The organism is Streptomyces sp. NPDC051738 (assembly GCF_044453205.1).
Classification (GTDB): Bacteria; Actinomycetota; Actinomycetes; order Streptomycetales; family Streptomycetaceae; genus Streptomyces.
On the sequence record NZ_JBITCM010000017.1, the window covers coordinates 163315 to 183116 of the forward strand.

Consider the following 19802-nt stretch of genomic DNA (forward strand, 5'->3'; position numbering starts at 1 on the left):
CAGGGCCCCTACGCGCGCGCCGTCGGCCGGCGCTGTGTCGGTCCTCTACTCGGCCGACACGACGGTGACTTCACCGATGCCGAGGGCCTCGACGGGCTCCCGGATCTCGGCCGCGTCGCCGACGAGGATCGTCACCAGACGGTCCGCCGGGAAGGCGCTCACCGCCGCGGCGGTGGCCTCGACGGTGCCGGTCGCGGCGAGCTGCTGGTACAGCGTCGCCTGGTAGTCGTCGGGCAGGTGCTGCTCGACCTGGTCGGCCAGCGTGTTCGCCACGGAGGCGGCGGTCTCGTACTTCAGCGGCGCCACCCCGACGAGGTTCTGCACGGCGAAGTCCCGCTCGGCGTCGGTGAGGCCACCGTCTGCGACGCCCCGCAGCACCGTCCAGAGGTCCTGCAGCGCGGGACCGGTGTTCGGGGTGTCGACGGAGCCGCTGATGGCCAGCATCGCCGCGCCCGTGCCGTCCGGGGCCGAGCGCATGACCTGCCCGAACGCGCGCACACCGTAGGTGTAGCCCTTCTCCTCGCGCAGGACCTTGTCCAGGCGTGAGGTGAGGGTGCCGCCGAGGCAGTACGTGCCGAGCACCTGCGCGGGCCACACGCGGTCGTGCCGGTCGGGGCCGATCCGGCCGATCAGCAGCTGCGTCTGGACGGAACCGGGGCGGTCCACGATGACGACGCGGCCGGTGTCGTCCGCCGTCACCGGCGGGACGGGCCGCGGCTCGGCCGGGGAGCCGGTCCAGGCGCCGAGGGTGTCGCCGAGCAGGGCGTCGAGGTCGACTCCGGTGAGGTCGCCGACGACCACCACGGTGGAGGTGGCGGGGCGGACGTGCCGCTCGTAGAAGGCGCGTACGCCCGCGGAGTCGATGCCCGCGACCGTGTCCTCGGTGCCCTGGCGCGGGCGGGACATGCGCGAGGTCGCCGGGAACAGCTCCTTGGAGAGCTCCTTGGCGGCGCGGCGCGAGGGGTTGGCCATCTCGTGCGGGATCTCGTCGAGCCGGTTGCGCACCAGGCGCTCGACCTCGGCATCGTCGAACGCGGGTGCCCTGAGGGCATCGGCGAGCAGGCCGAGCGCCTTGGGCAGGCGGGAGACGGGCACTTCGAGGCTGACCCGGACACCGGGGTGGTCGGCGAACGCGTCGAGGGTGGCGCCGCAGCGCTCCAGCTCGGCGGCGAACTCCTCCGCCGTGTGCTTGTCGGTGCCCTCGGAGAGGGCACGCGCCATGATCGTGGCGATGCCGTCGAGGCCCTTCGGCTCGGCGTCCAGGGGCGTGTCCAGGAGCACCTCGACGGCTACGACCTGCTGGCCGGGGCGGTGGCAGCGCAGGACCGTCAGGCCGTTGTCCAGCTTGCCGCGCTCGGGTGCCGGGAACGCCCAGGGCCGGGCCTCGCCGGCCTGGGGCTGCGGGTGGAACTCCATGCTGGCGAGCTCGGTCACTGCGCCGACTCCTCGTTCTCGTCGGTGGTCTCGGCGTCCTCGGCCTGGGTCGGCTCGTACACGAGCACCGCGCGGTTGTCGGGGCGCAGACGGGCCTTGGCGACCGCCTTGACCTCCTCGGCGGTGACGTCGAGGACACGCTGTACGGCGGTGAACGCAAGCTGCGGGTCGCCGAACAGGACGGCGTACCGGCACAGTTCGTCGGCGCGGCCCGCGACGGTGCCGAGCCGGTCCAGCCACTCGCGCTCCAGCTGGGCCTGCGCGCGCTCCATCTCCTCGGCGGTGGGGCCCTCCGCCGCGAAGCGGGCGAGCTCCTCGTCGACGGCCGCCTCGATCACGGGGACCTCGACGTCGCCGGAGGTCTTCACGTCCAGCCAGCCCAGGGAGGGCGCACCGGCCAGGCGCAGCAGACCGAACCCGGCCGCCACGGCCGTACGGTCGCGGCGTACGAGCCGGTTGTAGAGGCGCGAGGACTCGCCGCCGCCGAGGACCGTCAGCGCGAGGTCGGCCGCGTCGGCGTCGCGCGTGCCGTCCTCCGGGAGCCGGTAGGCGGCCATCATCGCGCGCGCGGGGACGTTCTCCTCGACGACCTCGCGCAGCTGCTCGCCGATGGTCTCGGGCAGCGAGCCGTCGCGCGGCTCGGGCTTGCCGTCGTGGGCCGGGATGGTGCCGAAGTACTTCTCGACCCAGGCGAGCGTCTGCTCCGGGTCGATGTCGCCGACGATCGACAGGACGGCGTTGTTGGGCGCGTAGTAGGTGCGGAAGAACGCGCGGGCGTCCTCCAGGCTGGCCGCGTCCAGGTCAGCCATCGAGCCGATCGGCGTGTGGTGGTACGGGTGTCCGTCGGGGTACGACAGCGCGGTCAGCTTCTCGAAGGCGGTGCCGTACGGGACGTTGTCGTAGCGCTGGCGGCGCTCGTTCTTGACGACGTCCCGCTGGTTCTCCAGGCCCTCCTCGTCGAGCGCCACCAGGAGGCTGCCCATGCGGTCGGCCTCCAGCCAGAGCGCGAGCTCCAGCTGGTGGGCGGGCATGGTCTCGAAGTAGTTGGTGCGCTCGAAGCTGGTCGTGCCGTTCGGTGAGCCGCCCGCGCCCTGGACGAGCTCGAAGTGGCCCGTGCCCTTCACGCTGCTCGAGCCCTGGAACATGAGGTGCTCGAAGAGGTGGGCGAGTCCGGTACGGCCCTTGACCTCGTGGCGGGAGCCGACGTCGTACCAGAGACAGACCGCGGCGACCGGCGTGAGGTGGTCCTCGGAGAGCACCACGCGCAGGCCGTTGGCCAGGCGGTGCTCCGTCGCGGTGAGGCCGCCGGATTGTGCCTCCGGTGTGGCCGTGTGACCCATGGGCAAGGTGTCCTTCCGGTCGCGTGCACTGCGTTGTGTCGAGCAGTTCGTGCTCAGTTCCTGCCACTGTATGCAGCGTCCGAAGGGTCGGCGAAGTTCCCGGTCAGAACGCCGTGCCTGTACGGGGGTGAAGATGGGCAGGGCGGCGCCGGGGAGAACGGCGCTCGATCACTCCGGCGAGTGAACGGCCGCGCGGCGCCTGCTTGCCTTCCCCGAACGGTCGCCGCCCACGTCGATCCGGGCACCCTCGGTCGCAGGTCGGTGCGTGCGTCGGTGACACTTCTCGGACGCCGGGTGGGAACCCAACATCGGGTCCTGGTCGGTGGTTGTCAGTGCCGCGGTCCACAATGGTCCGCGTCAGATCCCGTCAACGCTTCAGCAAGGAGCCGGCAGCGATGGCCCGCCGCAGCACGAAGACCCCGCCGCCCGACGACTCGTTCGAGGAGCGGATCCTCGACATCGACGTCGTCGACGAGATGCAGGGCTCCTTCCTCGAGTACGCGTACTCGGTCATCTACTCCCGAGCCCTGCCCGACGCCCGGGACGGCCTCAAGCCGGTGCACCGCCGCATCGTCTACCAGATGAACGAGATGGGGCTGCGCCCCGACCGCGGGTATGTGAAGTGCGCGCGCGTGGTCGGCGAGGTCATGGGTAAGTTGCACCCGCACGGCGACGCGTCGATCTACGACGCCCTGGTGCGCATGGCGCAGCCGTTCTCCATGCGCGTGCCGCTCGTCGACGGCCACGGCAACTTCGGCTCGCTGGGCAACGACGACCCGCCGGCCGCCATGCGGTACACCGAGTGCCGGCAGGCCCAGGCGACCAGCCTGATGACGGAGTCGATCGACGAGGACACGGTCGACTTCACCCCGAACTACGACGGCCAGGAGCGGGAGCCGGTCGCCCTGCCCGCCGCCTTCCCTAACCTCCTCGTCAACGGCGCGTCCGGCATCGCGGTGGGCATGGCCACGAACATGCCGCCGCACAACCTCGCCGAGGTCATCGCGGCGGCCCGCCATCTGATCCGCTACCCGAACGCGGATCTGGACGCCCTGATGAAGTACGTCCCCGGCCCCGACCTGCCCACCGGCGGCCGGATCGTCGGCCTCTCCGGCATCCGGGACGCGTACGAGTCGGGCCGGGGCACCTTCAAGATCCGTGCCACCGTGTCCGTGGAGACGGTGACCGCACGCCGCAAGGGCCTGGTCATCACCGAGTTGCCCTTCACGGTCGGCCCGGAGAAGGTGATCGCCAAGATCAAGGACCTGGTCGGCTCGAAGAAGATCCAGGGAATCGCCGACGTCAAGGACCTCACCGACCGCGAGCACGGCCTGCGCCTGGTCATCGAGATCAAGAACGGCTTCGTGCCGGAGGCGGTCCTGGAGCAGCTGTACAAGCTGACGCCGATGGAGGAGTCCTTCGGCATCAACAACGTCGCTCTGGTCGACGGCCAGCCCCTCACCCTGGGCCTCAAGGAACTCCTGGAGGTCTACCTCGACCACCGCTTCGAGGTCGTCCGGCGCCGCAGCGAGTTCCGTCGCAGCAAGCGCCGCGACCGCCTCCACCTGGTCGAGGGCCTGCTCACCGCGCTGCTGGACATCGACGAGGTCATCCGCCTGATCCGGTCCAGCGAGAACTCCGCACAGGCGAAGGAGCGCCTGATGGAGCACTTCTCGCTGAGCGAGATCCAGACCCAGTACATCCTCGACACGCCGCTGCGTCGTCTCACCAGGTACGACCGCATCGAGCTGGAGGCGGAGAAGGACCGGCTGGGCGAGGAGATCGCCGAACTGACCCGGATCCTCGACTCGGACGCGGAGCTGCGCAAGCTGGTCTCCACCGAACTGGCCGCGGTCGCCAAGAAGTTCGGCACGGAGCGGCGTACGGTCCTGCTGGAGTCGGCGGGCGCCCCGGTCGCCGCCGCGTCGCTGCAGGTGGCGGACGACCCGTGCCGGGTGCTGCTGTCGTCGACGGGTCTGCTGGCCCGTACGGCGAACGGCGACCCCTTCGCGGAGGACGGCGAGGCGCGGCGCACCAAGCACGACGTGATCGTCTCGGCCGTACCGGCCACGGCTCGCGGCGAGGTGGGCGCCGTGACGTCCACGGGCCGTCTGCTCCGGATCAACGTCATCGATCTGCCCCAACTGCCGGAGACGGCGTCCAGACCGAACCTCTCGGGCGGTGCGCCGGTGTCGGAGTTCGTCTCCCTCGAGGACGGCGAAACACTGGTCTGCCTGATCACGCTCGACGAGTCCTCCCCGGGCCTGGCGCTCGGCACGGAACAGGGCGTCGTCAAGCGTGTGGTGCCCGACTACCCGTCCAACAAGGAGGAGCTGGAGGTCATCACCCTCAAGGAGGGCGACCGGATCGTCGGCGCGATCGAGCTGCGCACCGGTGAGGAGGACCTGGTCTTCATCACCGACGACGCACAGCTGCTGCGCTACCAGGCCGCGCAGGTCCGCCCGCAGGGCCGTCCCGCCGGCGGCGTGGCGGGCATCAAGCTCACCGAGGGCGCGAAGGTCATCTCCTTCACCGCGGTCGACCCGGCGGCCGACGCGGTGGTGTTCACGGTCGCGGGCTCGCGCGGCACGCTCGACGACTCCGTCCAGACGACCGCCAAGCTGACCCCGTTCGACCAGTACCCCCGCAAGGGCCGTGCCACAGGGGGTGTGCGCTGCCAGCGGTTCCTGAAGGGCGAGGACTGTCTGTCCGTGGCCTGGGCGGGTGCCGCCCCGGCGCGGGCCGCGCAGAAGAACGGCACCCCGGCCGACCTCCCGGAGATGGACCCGCGCCGCGACGGCTCGGGCGTATCACTGCCGAAGACGGTGGCGGTGGTGGCGGGACCGTTCTAGGCCTCCCCGGAGGGCCCTTCCGACGGGCCCTCCGGGTCCTGTACATAGCGCAGAACGCCCCACATGCCGTGCTCGTCGGCTTGTGGGGCGTCGCTCTTGCACGCCTCCAACTCCTTACCGAGGGCGGACGCGTCGATGCCGGAGCCGATGAGCACGAGCTGGGTGAGGCGAGCGTCGGCGTTCGCCCAGGGCTCCGGGTAGAAGCGCAGGAAGCGGCCGACGGCGTGGACGGCGTACCGGTTGCGTACGTCGTTCGGCCCGAAGTCGACGTACCCCTTGATCCGGTACAGCCCCTCCGGCCTGGTGTCGAGAAAGGCGATCAACCGGCGCGGGTCGAGGGCGACTTCGGAGGTGAAGGACAGGCTGTCGTAGCCGGCGTGCAGATGGCCGGTGTGGTCCCCGTGGGACTCGTGGCCCACGTGTGACTCGTGGTCGTCATGAGACTCGTGATCCTCGTGGTGCTCGTGGTGCTCGTGGTGCTCGTGCAAGTCGTCGAAGGACAACTGCCCGATGCGCTCCTGGCTGGGCCTGCACTCGAAGAGGAACTCGGGGTCGATCCGGGCGTAGGTGGCGGGGACGACGGCGGCGCGGTCGGTGAGCTCGCGGACCAGCCCGAGGACGCGCTCACCGTCCGCCGCCCGGTCGAGCTTGTTGACGACGACGAGGTCGGCAAGGGCGAGGTGCCGGTCGATCTCGGGGTGCTTCGCGCGCGTGTCGTCGAACTCGGCCGCGTCGACGACCTCGACGAGCCCGCCGTACACGATGCCCGGATGCTCACTGGCGAGCACCATGCGCACGAGTTCCTGCGGCTCGGCGAGCCCGCTGGCCTCGATGACGATGACGTCGATGCCGGTGGACGGCCGGGCGAGCCGCTCCAGGTAGACGTCCAGCTCACTGGCGTCGACGGCGCAGCACAGGCAGCCGTTGCCGAGGGAGACGGTGGAGTCGCCGAGCGCGCCGGCGACGGCCATGGCGTCGATCTCGATGGCGCCGAAGTCGTTGACGACGGCGCCGATGCGGGTGCCTCCGCTGCGGTGGAGGAGGTGGTTGAGGAGCGTGGTCTTGCCGGAGCCCAGGAATCCGGCGAGTACGACGACCGGAATCTGCTGCGGCCCCTGGCTCGGCTGACTCAACGTGCGACCTCTCTCACGCCGACGGGTGCACCGGCTCGCGGTTCGGCGCACGTACGAGGATTGAATGCCGACCCAGGATACGAGCCGGAAGAATCTCCGCGAAGTGAACGATTGTTAGCAGCACTTGCCGGGCAGACGTTGGGCAAGGCGCCGGAGTGTGCGACCCTCGCTTCCCTCCGTGCGCCTCCTCTCCGCCTCCCCCGCCGATCAGAGCCGCTCGGCACTCTGGGAGACGGCAAGCGCCGCCCATCGCTCGCCGGTCCCCTCCAGTCGACCCGCATCCCGACGACCGGCGGACGGCCGCCTGATTCGGGGGTTGACATGGCCACAAAGAAGAACGCCGCGAGGAGGCTGGGCTCCGCCGCGGCCGGTCTGATGCTCGCCACCGCCGGGATAACGCTGGCCGCGCGCCAGCGACGCCTGGAGGAAGCTCGCCTGCAGGTGAAGCGGCTGGAACTCGAAGAGCTGGCTTCCCGCCGCAAGGCTCTGGCGCACCAGCAACGAATGCACTGGGAGCTGCTGGCGAAGGCGATCGACGACCCCTCGCTGGCCGCCGTGATCGACACCTATGACAAGAGCATCCCGGTGGAGAAGAGGCGGCAGTTCTTTTACGCAAATGCCTGGTACGTCAACCTCTACCACCTCTACCGGATGGGGATCGTGGACCAGGACGAGCTGTTCGGACGTCTGCGGGAGATCTTCCAGAGCCCTGTCCTGCGCGAATACTGGGAAGCCTCCCAAGGACAGCGCGCCAGCCTGGAACCGGCATCGGACGAGGCGCGGATCGGTCGCATGGTGGACAAGCTCATCAAGGACCTCGACGAGGCTGACACCGAATCATGGTGGGTGGTCGGCGACCCGCCGCCCCTGTGATCCAGGTTGCCCAGACCGGTCAACTCTCAGGCATCAGGGGCACAGCCGAGGGGACACTTCGCCGTGCAGCCGCACACTCCCCATGAAGCCCAGTAAGGTGCTGCCCAATCACGCCGCCCCAGAACTTTCGAAGGACCGGTAACCCTTGAAAATCGTGCGCCGTATCGGTGTGCCTCCGAGCGCCCGTGGCAGTACTTCGGGAGCCAACTGCCCCGACGTATTCGAACTCAGCGACGGCAACTTCGCCGTCATCGGCACCGAGGCCACCGAGGCGCTTGAGCCGGAGCTGCCCGCCGATGCCGCCCGCGCCGACTACGAGCGCATCGTCATCGTCAGCCGGGAGACTCTCATCCGCGCCAAGGCAGACATCCCCGACGCCTGAGTCCACCGCACGAGCACGCGTCCACCCAGACTCGTACCGTCACGCCCCCGGCCGCGCACAACCGTTGAGCGAGCCGGACCACCGACCCGGCGAGCAGCCGGCACCCCGTAACTGCTCGATCCCCACCGATGAGGCCTGGCGCCAGAACGGCACCAGGCCACACGCGTTTCTCAGGCCGCCTCCGGCACCGTCACCGGCGCCCCCGGCCCCACATACCGAGCCACCGGCCTGATGATCTTCGAGTCCTGTGATTGTTCCAGGATGTTGGCGCTCCAGCCCACGACCCGCGCCGCAGCGAACGTGGGTGTGAACATCTCCCGCGGCAGACCGCACAGTTCCATGACCACACCCGCGTAGAACTCGACGTTCGTGTGGAGTTCGCGGCCGGGCTTCAGCGCGGCGAGGATCGCCTCCACGCGGCGTTCGACCTCTACGGCGAACTCGACGCGCGGACCGCCGAAGCTCTGGGCGATCTCGCGGAGCATCCGGGAGCGGGGGTCCTCGGTGCGGTAGACGGGGTGGCCGAAGCCCATGATGCGGTCGCCGGCGAGAACGCGTTCGCGGATCCAGGAGTCGATGCGGTCGGGGGTGCCGATCGCGTCAAGGGTGTCCAGCGCACGACTGGGCGCACCGCCGTGCAGCGGCCCCGACAGCGCGCCCACGGCTCCGACGAGGCAGGCCGCGACGTCCGCACCCGTGGATGTGATGACGCGGGCCGTGAAGGTTGACGCGTTGAATCCATGGTCAATGGTTGAGATCAAGTATTGCTCGATCGCCCGCGTCCTCCTCGGATCGGGCTCCGAGCCGGTCAACATGTACAGGTAGTTCGCCGCGTACGAGAGATCCTCGCGCGGCTCAACAGGGTCGAGCCCTCCGCCCAGCCGATGCAGTGCGGTGAGCAGCGTCGGTACGACCGCGGCCGCGACGAGGGTGTCCCGGAGGCGCTCGTCGGCGTCGATGTCGTACACCGGCCGGAAGCCCTTCGCCCCGCCGAGCAGGGACAGCGCGGTACGCAGGCCCGCCAGTGGGCCGGAGCGTCCGCTCGCCGCCGCGATCGCTGGCAGGGCCGCCCGCACCTCGTCGGGCAGCCGCCGCAGGGCGGCGGCCTCGGCGGCGAAGGCGGCGGCGCGTTCGGCGTCCGGCAGTTCACCGTGGACCAGCAGATACCAGACGTCCTCGAAGGGGCGGGCCTGTGCGAGTTCGACGGCCGAGTACTGGCGGTAGTGGTAGAAGCCCTCGAGCCCTCGGACGTCGCCGATCTCGGTGTCTGTGACGACGACGCCCGCGAGTCCACGTGGCACCTCGACGAGCCCGGCTGCTGACCTGTTGACGGACATGATTCCTCCCTGGACTTGATTCGACTGTCCATGCTTGACTCTTTCTCTGTCAATGTTGATTGAGTCAATGTTAGGATCAACATCCAGCGTTCTGGATACGGTGACCCCATGCGCGATCAAGAACCCGGCCCCGGACCCGCAGGGCGGCGACTGACCACCCGGGAAGCCGCCGAGCTGCTCGGCGTGAAGCCCGAGACCGTGTACGCGTACGTGAGCCGCGGTCACCTCAGCAGCCGCCGTGCGCCCGGCGGCCGGGGCAGCTCCTTCGACGCGAAGGAGGTGGAGACGCTCGCCCGGCGCAACAAGCGGGAGAGTGCGGGCGGTTCCGGATCCGGCGGCGAGCTGTCGGTGCGGACCCGCCTGACGTTCATCGACACCGACCGTTACTACTTCCGGGGCGTGGACGCGACCGAACTGGCCGCCCGGCACTCCTATGAAGAGGTCGCCGAGTGGCTCTGGACCGGCCGGTTGCGCCGCGGCATCAGCTTCTCCGCCCCCGAGACCTCCGTTGCCGCCGCCCGTCGCGCCGTCGACGCCCTGCCCGAACACGCCGGTCCCACCGACCGGTTGCGGGTCGCCGCAATCGCCGCCGCGTCGGTGGACCCGCTGCGCTTCGACCTGTCCGAGGAGGCCGTGCTCGGCACCGCCCGCACCCTCATCCCGACCCTCGTCGCCGCCCTCACACCTGCGGGGTTCACCTATCGCGACGAGGGCTCAATCGCCCACCGCCTCTGGGGCCGGCTGAGCGGACGGCCCGCCGACGAGGCCGCGCTGCGCGTCCTGGACACGGCACTCGCCCTGCTCGTCGATCACGACCTGGCCGCCTCGACCCTCGCCGTGCGGGTCGCCGCGTCGGCCCGCGCGCATGCCTACGCGGCCGTCTCCGCCGGGCTCGGCGTGATCGAGGGTCCTCTGCACGGCGCGGCCAGCGGCCTCGCCCACAAGCTGATCATGGAGGTGCTCGACCGGGGCGACGCGGGGCCCGTCATCGCCGAGGAGCTGCGGGCCGGCCGACGTATTCCGGGGCTCGGTCACCGGCTCTACCCCGGCGAGGACCCACGCGCGCGCGTGCTGTTCGAACTCCTGGAGGAGATCCCCCACTCCGCACCCGCCCTCGCCGCGGCCCGCGACATCGTCGCCACGGCCGCCCGCCACACTGCGCTGCACGCCAACGTCGATCTGGCCCTGGCCGTGTTCACGGCTTCCTCCGCCATGTCCGCCACAGCAGGAGAGACGATCTTCGCCGTGGCCCGTACCGCGGGCTGGATCGCCCACGCCCTGGAGGAGTACGGAGAGCGACCGCTGCGTATGCGACCGAGTGGGCACTACACGGGCCCGAAGCCTCCTCAGCCGCTGCCCGAGTAGGGCTCCGGCACACCGGAACGGGGCAGGGGCCGGAGCTGGTACGGGAACAGGACGGAAGCCCCCGAACTCGGACGGGAGCCCCGGGCAGCGGACGGGAGCCCCTGGAAGCGCCACGGGGGCCCTTGGGAAGTCACCTCGACGCAAGTCAGGTTAGGCTCACCTCTGTGAGTACGTGCTCAACCGTCTCGCAGGACCTCGACGAGCCCATCGCGGGGACCGCGGCGACCGCGACGACCTGGCTGCTGCTGGAACAGCCCGGTCCGTGGGGTGCCAAGGCGCTCACCCAGAGCCACCTGGATCCCGCGCTGGGCCGTGCCCTGGAGGCGGCTGCGAAGGACACGGGCGTACGCGTCGCGCTGATCCGCCGCCCGGGTCGGCACGCCGACTGCGGGGCCCCCGCCGAGCGTCAGGTCTACGTGGCCCACACCGTGCCCGGCAACGTATGGCTGCACGCCGCCACGGCCCGCGACCCCGAGCAGCTGCTCGACCTGGACTTCGCCGCGCTGGGCATGGGTGACCCCCACACCTTCGACTCGGTCCTCCAGGGGCGTCCCCACACAGGCGACCCGCTCGCCCTCGTCTGCACCAACGGCAAGCGGGACCGCTGCTGCGCACTCCTCGGCCGGCCTCTCGCGGCCGAGCTCACCGCCTCCGGCGTCGACGGCGTCTGGGAGGTCACTCATCTGGGTGGCCACCGGTTCTCACCGACGCTGCTCGTGCTGCCGTACGGCTACGCGTACGGCCGGGCACAGGCCCACGCCGTCAAGGAGGTCCTGCACAGCGTCCAGGACGGCCGGATCGTCGTCGAGGGCTGCCGCGGGAACTCGGCCTGGGAGCGGCCGGGCCAGGCGGCCGAGCTGGCCGTGCGCCGGGCCACCGGCGAGGACGCCGCGGAGGCGCTGAGCGTCGTAGGGACGGACGGCGCGGCCCCGCGGTGGGAGGTGACCGTCGCCCACGTGGACGGGCGCCGCTGGCGGGTCCACGTGGCGCAGGGCACCTCGCTGCCGCCCCGCCCCGAGAGCTGCGGCTCGGTGCTCGGCTCGCCCGCACGGATGGACGTGGTGGCAGTGCGCGAGCTCACGATCGCGACGGCACTCGCGAGCTGAGCCGGGCAACTCGCCGGTCGCCCTGGATACAGCCGGCCCCCGATGCCGCCCCGGGTGGACCGTCCACCGAGGCCCTCCGGGGGGCGACCGAGCACTGGACGCCACTGCAGATGAACCGGCTACCCGATGCCCCCTGAGAGAACCAATCCGACCGCCCACCCGACGCCCCCTCAGGGGAACCGGCCGCCTCACACCTCCTCCGTGCCCCCTACCCGACACCGACCAAGAGATCCACGCCACACCCCTCTACGGGACTCCCCGCCCGCCCACGTACCGTCATGGGTATGAGCCCCACTCCCCCCGCCCGCCGCCTGCGCCTCGGTCTGCCCCGGCAGATGTTCGCGCAGGTGCTGCTGATGCAGGTGGCGATCGCCGCGGGAGTCGCGGTGCTCGCGACCGGACTGTTCCTCGCTCCGCTCAGCGACCAGCTGGACGACCAGGCGATGCGCCGCGCGCTGTCGATCGCGCAGACCACCGCGGCCCAGCCGCAGATCGCCGAGGACCTGCTGAGCACGCCCGCCACGACCGGCGGTCCGGTCCAGCGGGAGGCCGAGCGGATCCGCGAGGCGACCAAGGCCGAGTACGTCGTGGTGATGGACCGGCGCGGAGTGCGCTGGTCCCACCCCACGGCGAGCGAGATCGGCAGGCTCGTCTCGACCGACCCGGGCCAGGCCCTCGCCGGCCACGAGGTCATGCAGATCGACAGCGGCACCCTGGGCCGCACCGCCCGCGGCAAGGTGCCGCTACGGGACGGCGACGGGGAGATCATCGGGGCGGTCTCGGTCGGAATCGCGTACGACAGCGTGCGGGCCCGGCTGCTGCACGCCATCCCGGGACTCTTCGCCTACGCGGGCGGCGCCCTGGCGGTCGGCGCGCTGGCCGCCTGGCTCATTTCCCGCCGGGTCCAGCGGCAGACCCGTGACCTGGCCTTCTCCGACATCTCGGGGCTGCTCTCGGAGCGCGAGGCGATGCTGCACGGCATCCGGGAGGGCGTGGTCGCCCTGGACCGCGGCGGCCGTATCCGCCTCCTCAACGACGAGGCGCGGCGTCTGCTCGGCATCGGCGACGAGGCCGTCGGCCGCTCCCTCGACGAGGCGCTCGGCGAGGGCCGTACGACCGACGTGCTGGCCGGCCGGGTGACCGGCACCGATCTGCTCACGGTCCGCGGCCAGCGCGTCCTGGTCGCCAACCGCATGCCCACCGACGACGGCGGCGCCGTAGCCACCCTGCGTGACCGCACCGAGCTGGAGCAGCTGGGCCGGGAGCTCGACTCGACGCGCGGCCTGATCGACGCCCTGCGCGCCCAGGACCACGAGCACGCCAACCGGATGCACACCCTCCTCGGGCTGCTCGAACTGGAGATGTACGACGATGCCGTGGAGTTCGTCGGCGAGGTGGTCGGCGACCACCGGGCCACCGCGGAGCAGGTCGCCGAGAAGATCCAGGACCCGCTGCTCGCCGCTCTGCTGGTCGGCAAGGCGACCGTCGCGGCCGAGCGCGGCGTCGCGCTGCGCCTGGCGGACCGCACGGGTCTCCCGGACCGGCTGATCGACCCCAGGGGGCTCGTCACGATCGTCGGGAACCTCGTGGACAACGCACTGGACGCCGTCGCGGGCACGCCGCACGCGCGCGTGGAGGTCGAACTGGGCGCCGAGGGACGTACCGCGATCCTCAGGGTGCGCGACACGGGTCCGGGAATCCCCGAGGAGCAGCGCGAGTTGATCTTCACCGACGGGTGGTCCACCAAGAAGCGCCCGGCCCACCGCGAACGCGGCATCGGTCTCTCCCTCGTGCGCAGGCTCGCCGAACGGCAGGGTGGCAGTGCGACTGTGGGCGAGGCGGCCGGCGGGGGCGCGGAGTTCACCGTCGTCCTGCCCGAGGCACTGGCCGAGCCGGACCTGGAGCCCGCCCTCACCGTCCCGTCAGATGCACAGCCCGTCACCGAGGAGGAGTCGCGATGATCGAGGTCCTGGTCGTGGACGACGACACGCGCGTGGCACGCGTCAACGCCGCCTACGTCGAGAAGGTGCCGGGCTTCCACGTCGCGGGCGAGGCGCACAGCGCGGCGGAGGCGCTGCGCCAGGTGGCGGAGCTGCCCCGGCTCGACCTGGTCCTCATGGATCACTATCTGCCCGACGGGACCGGCCTTTCGGTCGTCCAGGAGATGCGGCGCCTGGGCCACCAGGCCGACGTGATCATGGTGACGGCGGCGCGGGACGTGACGACGGTGCAGGCGGCGATGCGGTACGGCGCGCTGCAGTATCTGGTCAAGCCGTTCGCCTTCGCCGGCCTGCGCGCCAAGCTGGAGGCGTACGCCGAGCTGCGCCGCACCCTCGACGGCGGCGGCGAGGCGGAACAGGCCGAGGTGGACCGCATCTTCGGCGCCCTGTCGGCCGCCTCGGAACCGGACCTGCCCAAGGGCCACTCCCCCACCACCGCGGAACTCGTACGCCGCTCCCTGATCAACGCCGAAGGCCCTCTGTCGGCCCAGGAGATCGCCGAGCGGACCGGGGTGAGCCGCCAGACCGCCCAGCGCTATCTCAAGCTCCTGGAGCGCACGGGCCGGGCCCGCCTGACCCTCAAGTACGGCGACGCGGGCCGCCCGGAACACCGTTATGTGTGGGCGACCCGCGCCTGAGGCACGGCCCGTGGGGGCGGGGGAAGGGAGCCGTGCCCGCCACTTCATACGGATGCGGGCCGCCCAAACGTCAGCCGTCCTGTGAAGGTACGGCGGTGAAGGCGCCGCCCCGCGCTGGGGCCCACGCCCCCCGGCGTGGTCGGGAGACGCCAGGCCCACGCCCCCGGCATGGTCCGGAAGACGCCTCCCTAAGCCGCCCCCGCCCCCGTCAGCGACCGCACCTCGGTCTCCGCGTGCTTGGCCTCGTCGGGGACCTCCGCCGAGGTGATGGTGCCGAGCCAGCCGGCGACGAAGCCCAGCGGGATCGAGACGAGGCCGGGGTTCTGCAGGGGGAAGTACTGGAAGTCGACCCCGGGGAACAGCGAGTCGGGGCTGCCCGACACCACCGGCGACAGCAGGACGAGCGCCACGGCCGGGATCAGACCGCCGTACACGGCCCATACGGCACCACGCGTGGTGAAGTCCCGCCAGAACAGCGAGTAGAGCAGCACCGGCAGGTTGGCGGACGCGGCGACAGCGAAGGCGAGGCCCACCAGGAAGGCGACGTTGAGGTCGCGGGCCAGCAGCCCGAGGGCGATCGCGACCACGCCGATGCCGACCGCGGCGACCCGTGCCACGGCCACCTCGCTGCGCGGCTCGGCACGCCGGCGCCGTAGCGAGGCGTACAGGTCGTGGGCCACGGAGGCCGAGGACGCGAGCGTGATGCCGGCGACCACGGCGAGGATCGTGGCGAAGGCGATGGCGGCGACGAGAGCGAAGAGAACCGTTCCTCCGGTGGAGTACGCGCCGCCGCCCAGATCGAGGGCGAGCAGCGGAACCGCCGTGTTCCCGGCCGCGTTCGACCCACGCACGGCCTCGGGCCCGACGATCGCCGCCGCACCGAAGCCGAGGACGATGGTCATCAGATAGAAGCCGCCGATGAGCCCGATCGCCCAGACCACGGAGCGCCGTGCCGCGCGGGCGGTGGGCACCGTGAAGAAGCGGGACAGGATGTGCGGCAGTCCGGCGGTGCCCAGCACCAGTGCGAGGCCCAAGCTGATGAAGTCGAATCGGGACGTCCAGTCACCGCCGTACTTCAGCCCGGGCGCCAGGAACGCATCACCGTGACCACTGCGCTCGGCCGCCGTGAGCAGCAGCCGGTCGAAGTCGCCGTGGAAGCGCAGCAGGACGAGCACGGTCAACGCGACGGTGCCGCTGAGCAGCAGGACAGCTTTGACGATCTGGATCCAGGTGGTGGCCCGCATCCCTCCCAACGACACATAGATCACCATCAGTGCGCCGACGCCGATGACGGTCCAGGCCTGCGCCGCCTCGCTCCTGCCCCCGAGCAGCAGGGCGACCAGCGTGCCCGCGCCCACCATCTGCGCCACCAGATACAGAACGGACACGACGACCGAGGAAGTTCCCGTCGCGATCCGCACCGGGCGCTCGCGCATCCGCGCGGCGACCACGTCGGCGAGGGTGAACCGCCCGCAGTTGCGCACCAGTTCGGCGACGAGGAACAGCACCACCAGCCAGGCCACGAGGAAGCCCACCGAGTACAGCAGCCCGTCGTAGCCGAACAGGGCGATGAGCCCGGTGACGCCGAGGAAGGAGGCGGCCGACATGTAGTCACCGGCGATGGCAAAACCATTCTCCATGGGCGTGAAGAGCCGGCCGCCCGCGTAGAACTCCTCCGCCGAACCACGCCGGTTGCGGCTCGCCCACGTCGTGATCGCCAGCGTGATCGCGATGAACACGGCGAACAGCAGCAGCGCCAGGGGCTGGTGATCGCCCGTCACGAGGCACCGCCCTGTGTGACGCGCGCCAACTCCTGGGTTTCCCAGCGCAGTTCGAGCGCGGCCCGGTCCCGGCGCAATCGTGCGTGGCGGGCGTAGGCCCAGGTGAACAGGAAGGTGGTGAGGAACTGTCCGAGCCCCGCGACCATGGCGACGTTCACGGCCCCCGCGACGGGCCGGGCCATCAGCTCCGGCGCGGCCGTGGCGGCCACGACGTATGCCACGTACCAGGAGAGGAACACGGCAACCGCCGGAACCACGAACCTCCGATAGCGGCTGCGCACATCCCTGAAAGCCGCGCTGCGCTGCACCTCGAGGTACACGTCGCCGACGACAGGCGGGGTGCTCTCGGGAGCGGCCGTATCGTCCGACTCCCCCCACCCGGAGGCGAGGGCGTCGTACCAGGGGTCGTCGAGCCGGGCACCTCTGGCTTCGCGGGGACGACCGTCGCTTGAGTGCATGCCCAAGCATGGACAGAACGGAAAGATCCCCGACTCTTCTTCTTTGTGCGCTTCACCCCATCAGGTGACGCACTCCACAAAACCCCGATAGCGGATAGCGCCCGGCAGCCGCCAACGGCGAGAACGCCGCACAGGGGCCACCCGCGCCCGACGACGAAAGCCGCACGGGCGGTGCGGGTGGTACCCCAAACCCGGCCGAAGGCGAAGCCGAGGCCGGCAAACCGGCCAAAGCCCAGCGCAGCGGCTACGCGTCGATTCGGGACCGGTCCAGCGTCGCCGCAGAGCTGGAGATGAACTCCTTGCGCGGCGCCACGTCGTTCCCCATCAGTAGATCGAAGACCCGCTCGGCGGCTTCCAGATCGGAGAGAGTGATCCGGCGGAGCGTGCGGTGGCGCGGGTCCATCGTCGTCTCGGCCAGCTGATCGGCGTCCATCTCACCGAGACCCTTGTACCGCTGGATGGAGTCCTTGACGCGCACGCCCTTGCTCTCGAACTCCATGAGCTTGTCGCGCAGCTCACGGTCCGAGTACGTGTAGACGTACTTGTCCTGTCCCTTCTTGGGCTGGACCAGCTCGATCCGGTGCAGGGGCGGCACCGCGGCGAACACCCGGCCCGCCTCGATCATCGGACGCATGTAGCGCTGGAACAGCGTCAGCAGCAGCGTCCGGATGTGCGAGCCGTCCACATCGGCGTCGGTCATCATGATGATCTTGCCGTAGCGCGCCGCGTCGATGTCGAAGGTCCGGCCGGACCCCGCCCCTATGACCTGGATGATCGCGCCGCACTCGACGTTCTTGAGCATGTCGGTCACGGACGACTTCTGGACGTTGAGGATCTTGCCGCGGATCGGCAGCAGTGCCTGGAACTCGGAGTTCCGGGCGAGCTTGGCGGTGCCGAGCGCGGAGTCACCCTCGACGATGAACAGCTCGCTGCGGTCGACGTCGTCACTGCGGCAGTCGGCGAGCTTCGCGGGCAGCGACGAGGACTCCAGGGCCGTCTTGCGGCGCTGTGCGTCCTTGTGCTGGCGGGCCGCGATACGTGTACGGGCTGCTGCGACGGCCTTCTCGAGGACCACGCGCGCCTGTGCCGCGGCGTCCCGCTTGGTGGACGTCAGGAACGCCTTGAGCTCCCTGGCGATCACGGTGTTCACGATGCGTCGGGCCGCCGAGGTGCCGAGGACCTCCTTGGTCTGGCCCTCGAACTGCGGCTCGGCGAGACGCACGGTGACGACCGCGGTGAGCCCCTCCAGGGCGTCGTCCTTGACGATGTCGTCCTCGGCGACGCGCAGCATCTTCTTGGTGCGCAGCACCTCGTTCATGGTGCTGGTCACGGCGGTCTCGAAGCCCGCGACGTGGGTGCCGCCCTTGGGGGTGGCGATGATGTTCACGAACGACTTCAGGGTCGTGTCGTATCCCGTCCCCCACCGCATGGCGACGTCGACGTCGAGCTCTCGGGTGACCTGGGTGGGGGTCATCTGGCCGTGCTCGTCGAGGACCGGGACGGTCTCCTTGAAGGTGCCCTGGCCGCCGAAGCGGAGGACGTCACAGACCGGCTTGTCGGCCGCCAGGTACTCGCAGAACTCGCTGATGCCGCCGTCGAAGCGGAAGGACTCCTCGCCCTTGCTGCCGCCCTCGCCGAGGCCGAACTCGTCGCGGACGACGATGGTGAGGCCGGGCACCAGGAACGCGGTCTGGCGGGCGCGCTGGTGCAGGTTCTCCAGGGAGAGCTTGGCGTCCTTGAGGAAGATCTGGCGGTCGGCCCAGTACCGCACGCGCGTGCCGTTGCGGGCCTTGGGGATCTTCTTGGTCTTGCGCAGGCCGCCGGTCTCGAACTTGGCGTTCGGGCCGTCGGCCGCGAAGGCCCCCGGGACACCACGGCGGAAGCTGATGGCGTGCGTGTGGCCGCTTCGGTCCACCTCGACGTCCAGTCGCGCGGACAGGGCGTTCACCACGGAGGCACCCACTCCGTGCAGACCGCCGGAGGCCGCGTAGGAACCGCCTCCGAACTTGCCGCCGGCGTGCAGCTTGGTCATCACGACCTCGACGCCGGAAAGGCCGGTCTTGGGCTCGACGTCGACCGGGATGCCCCGGCCGTTGTCCCGGACCTCCACGGAGCCGTCGTCGTGGAGGATCACCTCGATGTGGTCGCAGTAGCCACCGAGGGCTTCGTCGACGGAGTTGTCGATGATCTCCCAGAGGCAGTGCATCAGACCGCGGCTGTCGGTCGAACCGATGTACATACCCGGGCGCTTGCGTACGGCCTCGAGTCCTTCGAGGACGAGCAGGTGCCGCGCGGTGTAGTTGGACCCGTCCCGGTCTGCTCCTGCCAGCAGCGCTGTGGACGGCACGGACGTCTCGGCGGTCACGCGGTTCGCTCCTCGCTGAATTTCAGGTGACGCCCTGATGGGTAAGGGCGCGGCTTCGGTCGCCGTCAAGAGGGTACCGAGGCCTGGTAGAGCCGTTGTAACGCCACCCTCGTGCGAAACACAGACTAGTCCAGGGTCGCATGCGTGTTCGATCCCTCGATGGGGTGAAGTACATATCACGTTCCCTTCCAGGCATGAACCATTTAGGCTCCGGGCACGTCCTCATGAACAAACCGGCAAGCCAGCCGGGAGGACCTGACCTTGACCGACAGCGCGAAACCGTAAGCAAGACAGAGACGCAATACGGCACATTCGCCGCCAAGCCGGCAGCAACCAGCCGCCCCGGAAAAATTTCACTCTGGGAGAAGCCACGAGCGGGAACGTTTTGGGGCTGGTTGGATGTTGACCCTGGTACGACAGCTCGTCGAGCTAGAGAAGAGGCGACGTGACTACTGTTCTGACCCCCGCGAGCCCGCTGACGGCCGCTGACCGCTGCGACCGTTGCGGCGCCCAGGCGTACGTGCGCGTCGTCCTGCTCAGCGGCGGTGAACTGCTCTTCTGCGCCCACCACGGTCGCAAGTTCGAGCCGGAACTCAAGAAGATCGCCGCTGAGATACAGGACGAGACGGAGCGGCTGACGTCCGCTCCCGCATCGGCGTCCGAAGAAGAGCGCTGACACCTCGCATCCACGACGAGCCAGCTCCGGCACAGGCCGGTTGACGGGCGGCTGTCCCTGAC

Annotated in this window: 15 protein-coding genes; 8 read left to right on the forward strand and 7 right to left on the reverse strand. The window is 70.4% G+C overall.

The window, feature by feature from the left end:
• Window positions 1-45 precede the first annotated feature (45 nt).
• Together ACIA8X_RS34000 and ACIA8X_RS34005 are read right to left on the reverse strand one after the other, a co-directional pair.
• Window positions 46-1434: a M16 family metallopeptidase gene (locus tag ACIA8X_RS34000; RefSeq protein WP_393456604.1), complete on the reverse strand. Its 1389-nt coding sequence runs from the start codon at window positions 1432-1434 to the stop codon at window positions 46-48.
• Window positions 1431-2774: a M16 family metallopeptidase gene (locus ACIA8X_RS34005; protein ID WP_393456601.1), complete on the reverse strand. Its 1344-nt coding sequence runs from the start codon at window positions 2772-2774 to the stop codon at window positions 1431-1433. The genes ACIA8X_RS34000 and ACIA8X_RS34005 overlap by 4 nt, the downstream gene beginning before the upstream one ends.
• Before the next feature lie 395 nt (window positions 2775-3169).
• Between ACIA8X_RS34005 and ACIA8X_RS34010 the strand changes: the two genes are divergently transcribed.
• Entirely contained in the window at window positions 3170-5626 is a 2457-nt protein-coding gene (locus ACIA8X_RS34010; RefSeq protein WP_393456598.1) for a DNA topoisomerase (ATP-hydrolyzing) subunit A, read from the forward strand.
• Here ACIA8X_RS34010 and ACIA8X_RS34015 read toward each other — a convergent pair.
• Window positions 5623-6759, reverse strand: coding sequence for a CobW family GTP-binding protein (locus tag ACIA8X_RS34015; RefSeq protein WP_399459913.1), 1137 nt, complete (start codon window positions 6757-6759; stop codon window positions 5623-5625). The genes ACIA8X_RS34010 and ACIA8X_RS34015 overlap by 4 nt on opposite strands.
• A 321-nt stretch (window positions 6760-7080) precedes the next feature.
• Here ACIA8X_RS34015 and ACIA8X_RS34020 point away from each other — a divergent pair, with 321 nt between their 5' ends.
• Both ACIA8X_RS34020 and ACIA8X_RS34025 read left to right on the forward strand, forming a co-directional pair.
• Window positions 7081-7632: a DUF6082 family protein gene (locus ACIA8X_RS34020; protein ID WP_393456592.1), complete on the forward strand. Its 552-nt coding sequence runs from the start codon at window positions 7081-7083 to the stop codon at window positions 7630-7632.
• 145 nt (window positions 7633-7777) lie between these two features.
• Complete coding sequence (locus ACIA8X_RS34025) at window positions 7778-8014, forward strand: hypothetical protein (protein ID WP_328422532.1); 237 nt, start codon at window positions 7778-7780, stop codon at window positions 8012-8014.
• Between the two features lie 170 nt (window positions 8015-8184).
• Here the strand turns inward: ACIA8X_RS34025 and ACIA8X_RS34030 are convergent, their stop codons facing one another.
• On the reverse strand, window positions 8185-9351 hold the full coding sequence (locus tag ACIA8X_RS34030; RefSeq protein ID WP_393456589.1) for a citrate synthase/methylcitrate synthase: 1167 nt from the start codon (window positions 9349-9351) through the stop codon (window positions 8185-8187).
• Between the two features lie 108 nt (window positions 9352-9459).
• On the opposite strand from ACIA8X_RS34030, the gene ACIA8X_RS34035 reads away from it, so the two are divergent.
• The 4 genes from ACIA8X_RS34035 (at window position 9460) to ACIA8X_RS34050 (ending at window position 14460) form a co-directional block, all read left to right on the forward strand.
• Window positions 9460-10716, forward strand: a complete 1257-nt coding sequence (locus ACIA8X_RS34035) for a citrate synthase (RefSeq protein ID WP_393456586.1) — start codon at window positions 9460-9462, stop codon at window positions 10714-10716.
• A gap of 164 nt (window positions 10717-10880) precedes the next feature.
• Complete coding sequence (locus ACIA8X_RS34040; protein WP_393456583.1) at window positions 10881-11822, forward strand: sucrase ferredoxin; 942 nt, start codon at window positions 10881-10883, stop codon at window positions 11820-11822.
• A gap of 284 nt (window positions 11823-12106) precedes the next feature.
• Window positions 12107-13783: an ATP-binding protein gene (locus ACIA8X_RS34045; RefSeq protein ID WP_393456580.1), complete on the forward strand. Its 1677-nt coding sequence runs from the start codon at window positions 12107-12109 to the stop codon at window positions 13781-13783.
• The gene (locus tag ACIA8X_RS34050) at window positions 13780-14460 is read left to right on the forward strand and encodes a response regulator (RefSeq protein WP_393456577.1); all 681 of its coding nucleotides are present in this window, start codon (window positions 13780-13782) and stop codon (window positions 14458-14460) included. The genes ACIA8X_RS34045 and ACIA8X_RS34050 overlap by 4 nt, the downstream gene beginning before the upstream one ends.
• A 188-nt stretch (window positions 14461-14648) precedes the next feature.
• On the opposite strand, the gene ACIA8X_RS34055 is transcribed toward ACIA8X_RS34050, so the two are convergent.
• The 3 genes from ACIA8X_RS34055 to ACIA8X_RS34065 all read right to left on the reverse strand — a co-directional run bounded on the left by ACIA8X_RS34055 (window position 14649) and on the right by ACIA8X_RS34065 (window position 19064).
• The gene (locus ACIA8X_RS34055; RefSeq protein ID WP_393456574.1) at window positions 14649-16241 is read right to left on the reverse strand and encodes a cation acetate symporter; all 1593 of its coding nucleotides are present in this window, start codon (window positions 16239-16241) and stop codon (window positions 14649-14651) included.
• Window positions 16238-16699, reverse strand: coding sequence for a DUF485 domain-containing protein (locus ACIA8X_RS34060; protein ID WP_399459914.1), 462 nt, complete (start codon window positions 16697-16699; stop codon window positions 16238-16240). Before ACIA8X_RS34060 ends, ACIA8X_RS34055 begins: the two co-directional genes overlap by 4 nt.
• A 244-nt stretch (window positions 16700-16943) precedes the next feature.
• The gene (locus ACIA8X_RS34065) at window positions 16944-19064 is read right to left on the reverse strand and encodes a type IIA DNA topoisomerase subunit B (RefSeq protein ID WP_393456568.1); all 2121 of its coding nucleotides are present in this window, start codon (window positions 19062-19064) and stop codon (window positions 16944-16946) included.
• 445 nt (window positions 19065-19509) lie between these two features.
• Here ACIA8X_RS34065 and ACIA8X_RS34070 point away from each other — a divergent pair, with 445 nt between their 5' ends.
• The gene (locus tag ACIA8X_RS34070) at window positions 19510-19740 is read left to right on the forward strand and encodes a hypothetical protein (protein WP_266961483.1); all 231 of its coding nucleotides are present in this window, start codon (window positions 19510-19512) and stop codon (window positions 19738-19740) included.
• The last annotated feature ends 62 nt before the right edge of the window (window positions 19741-19802 follow it).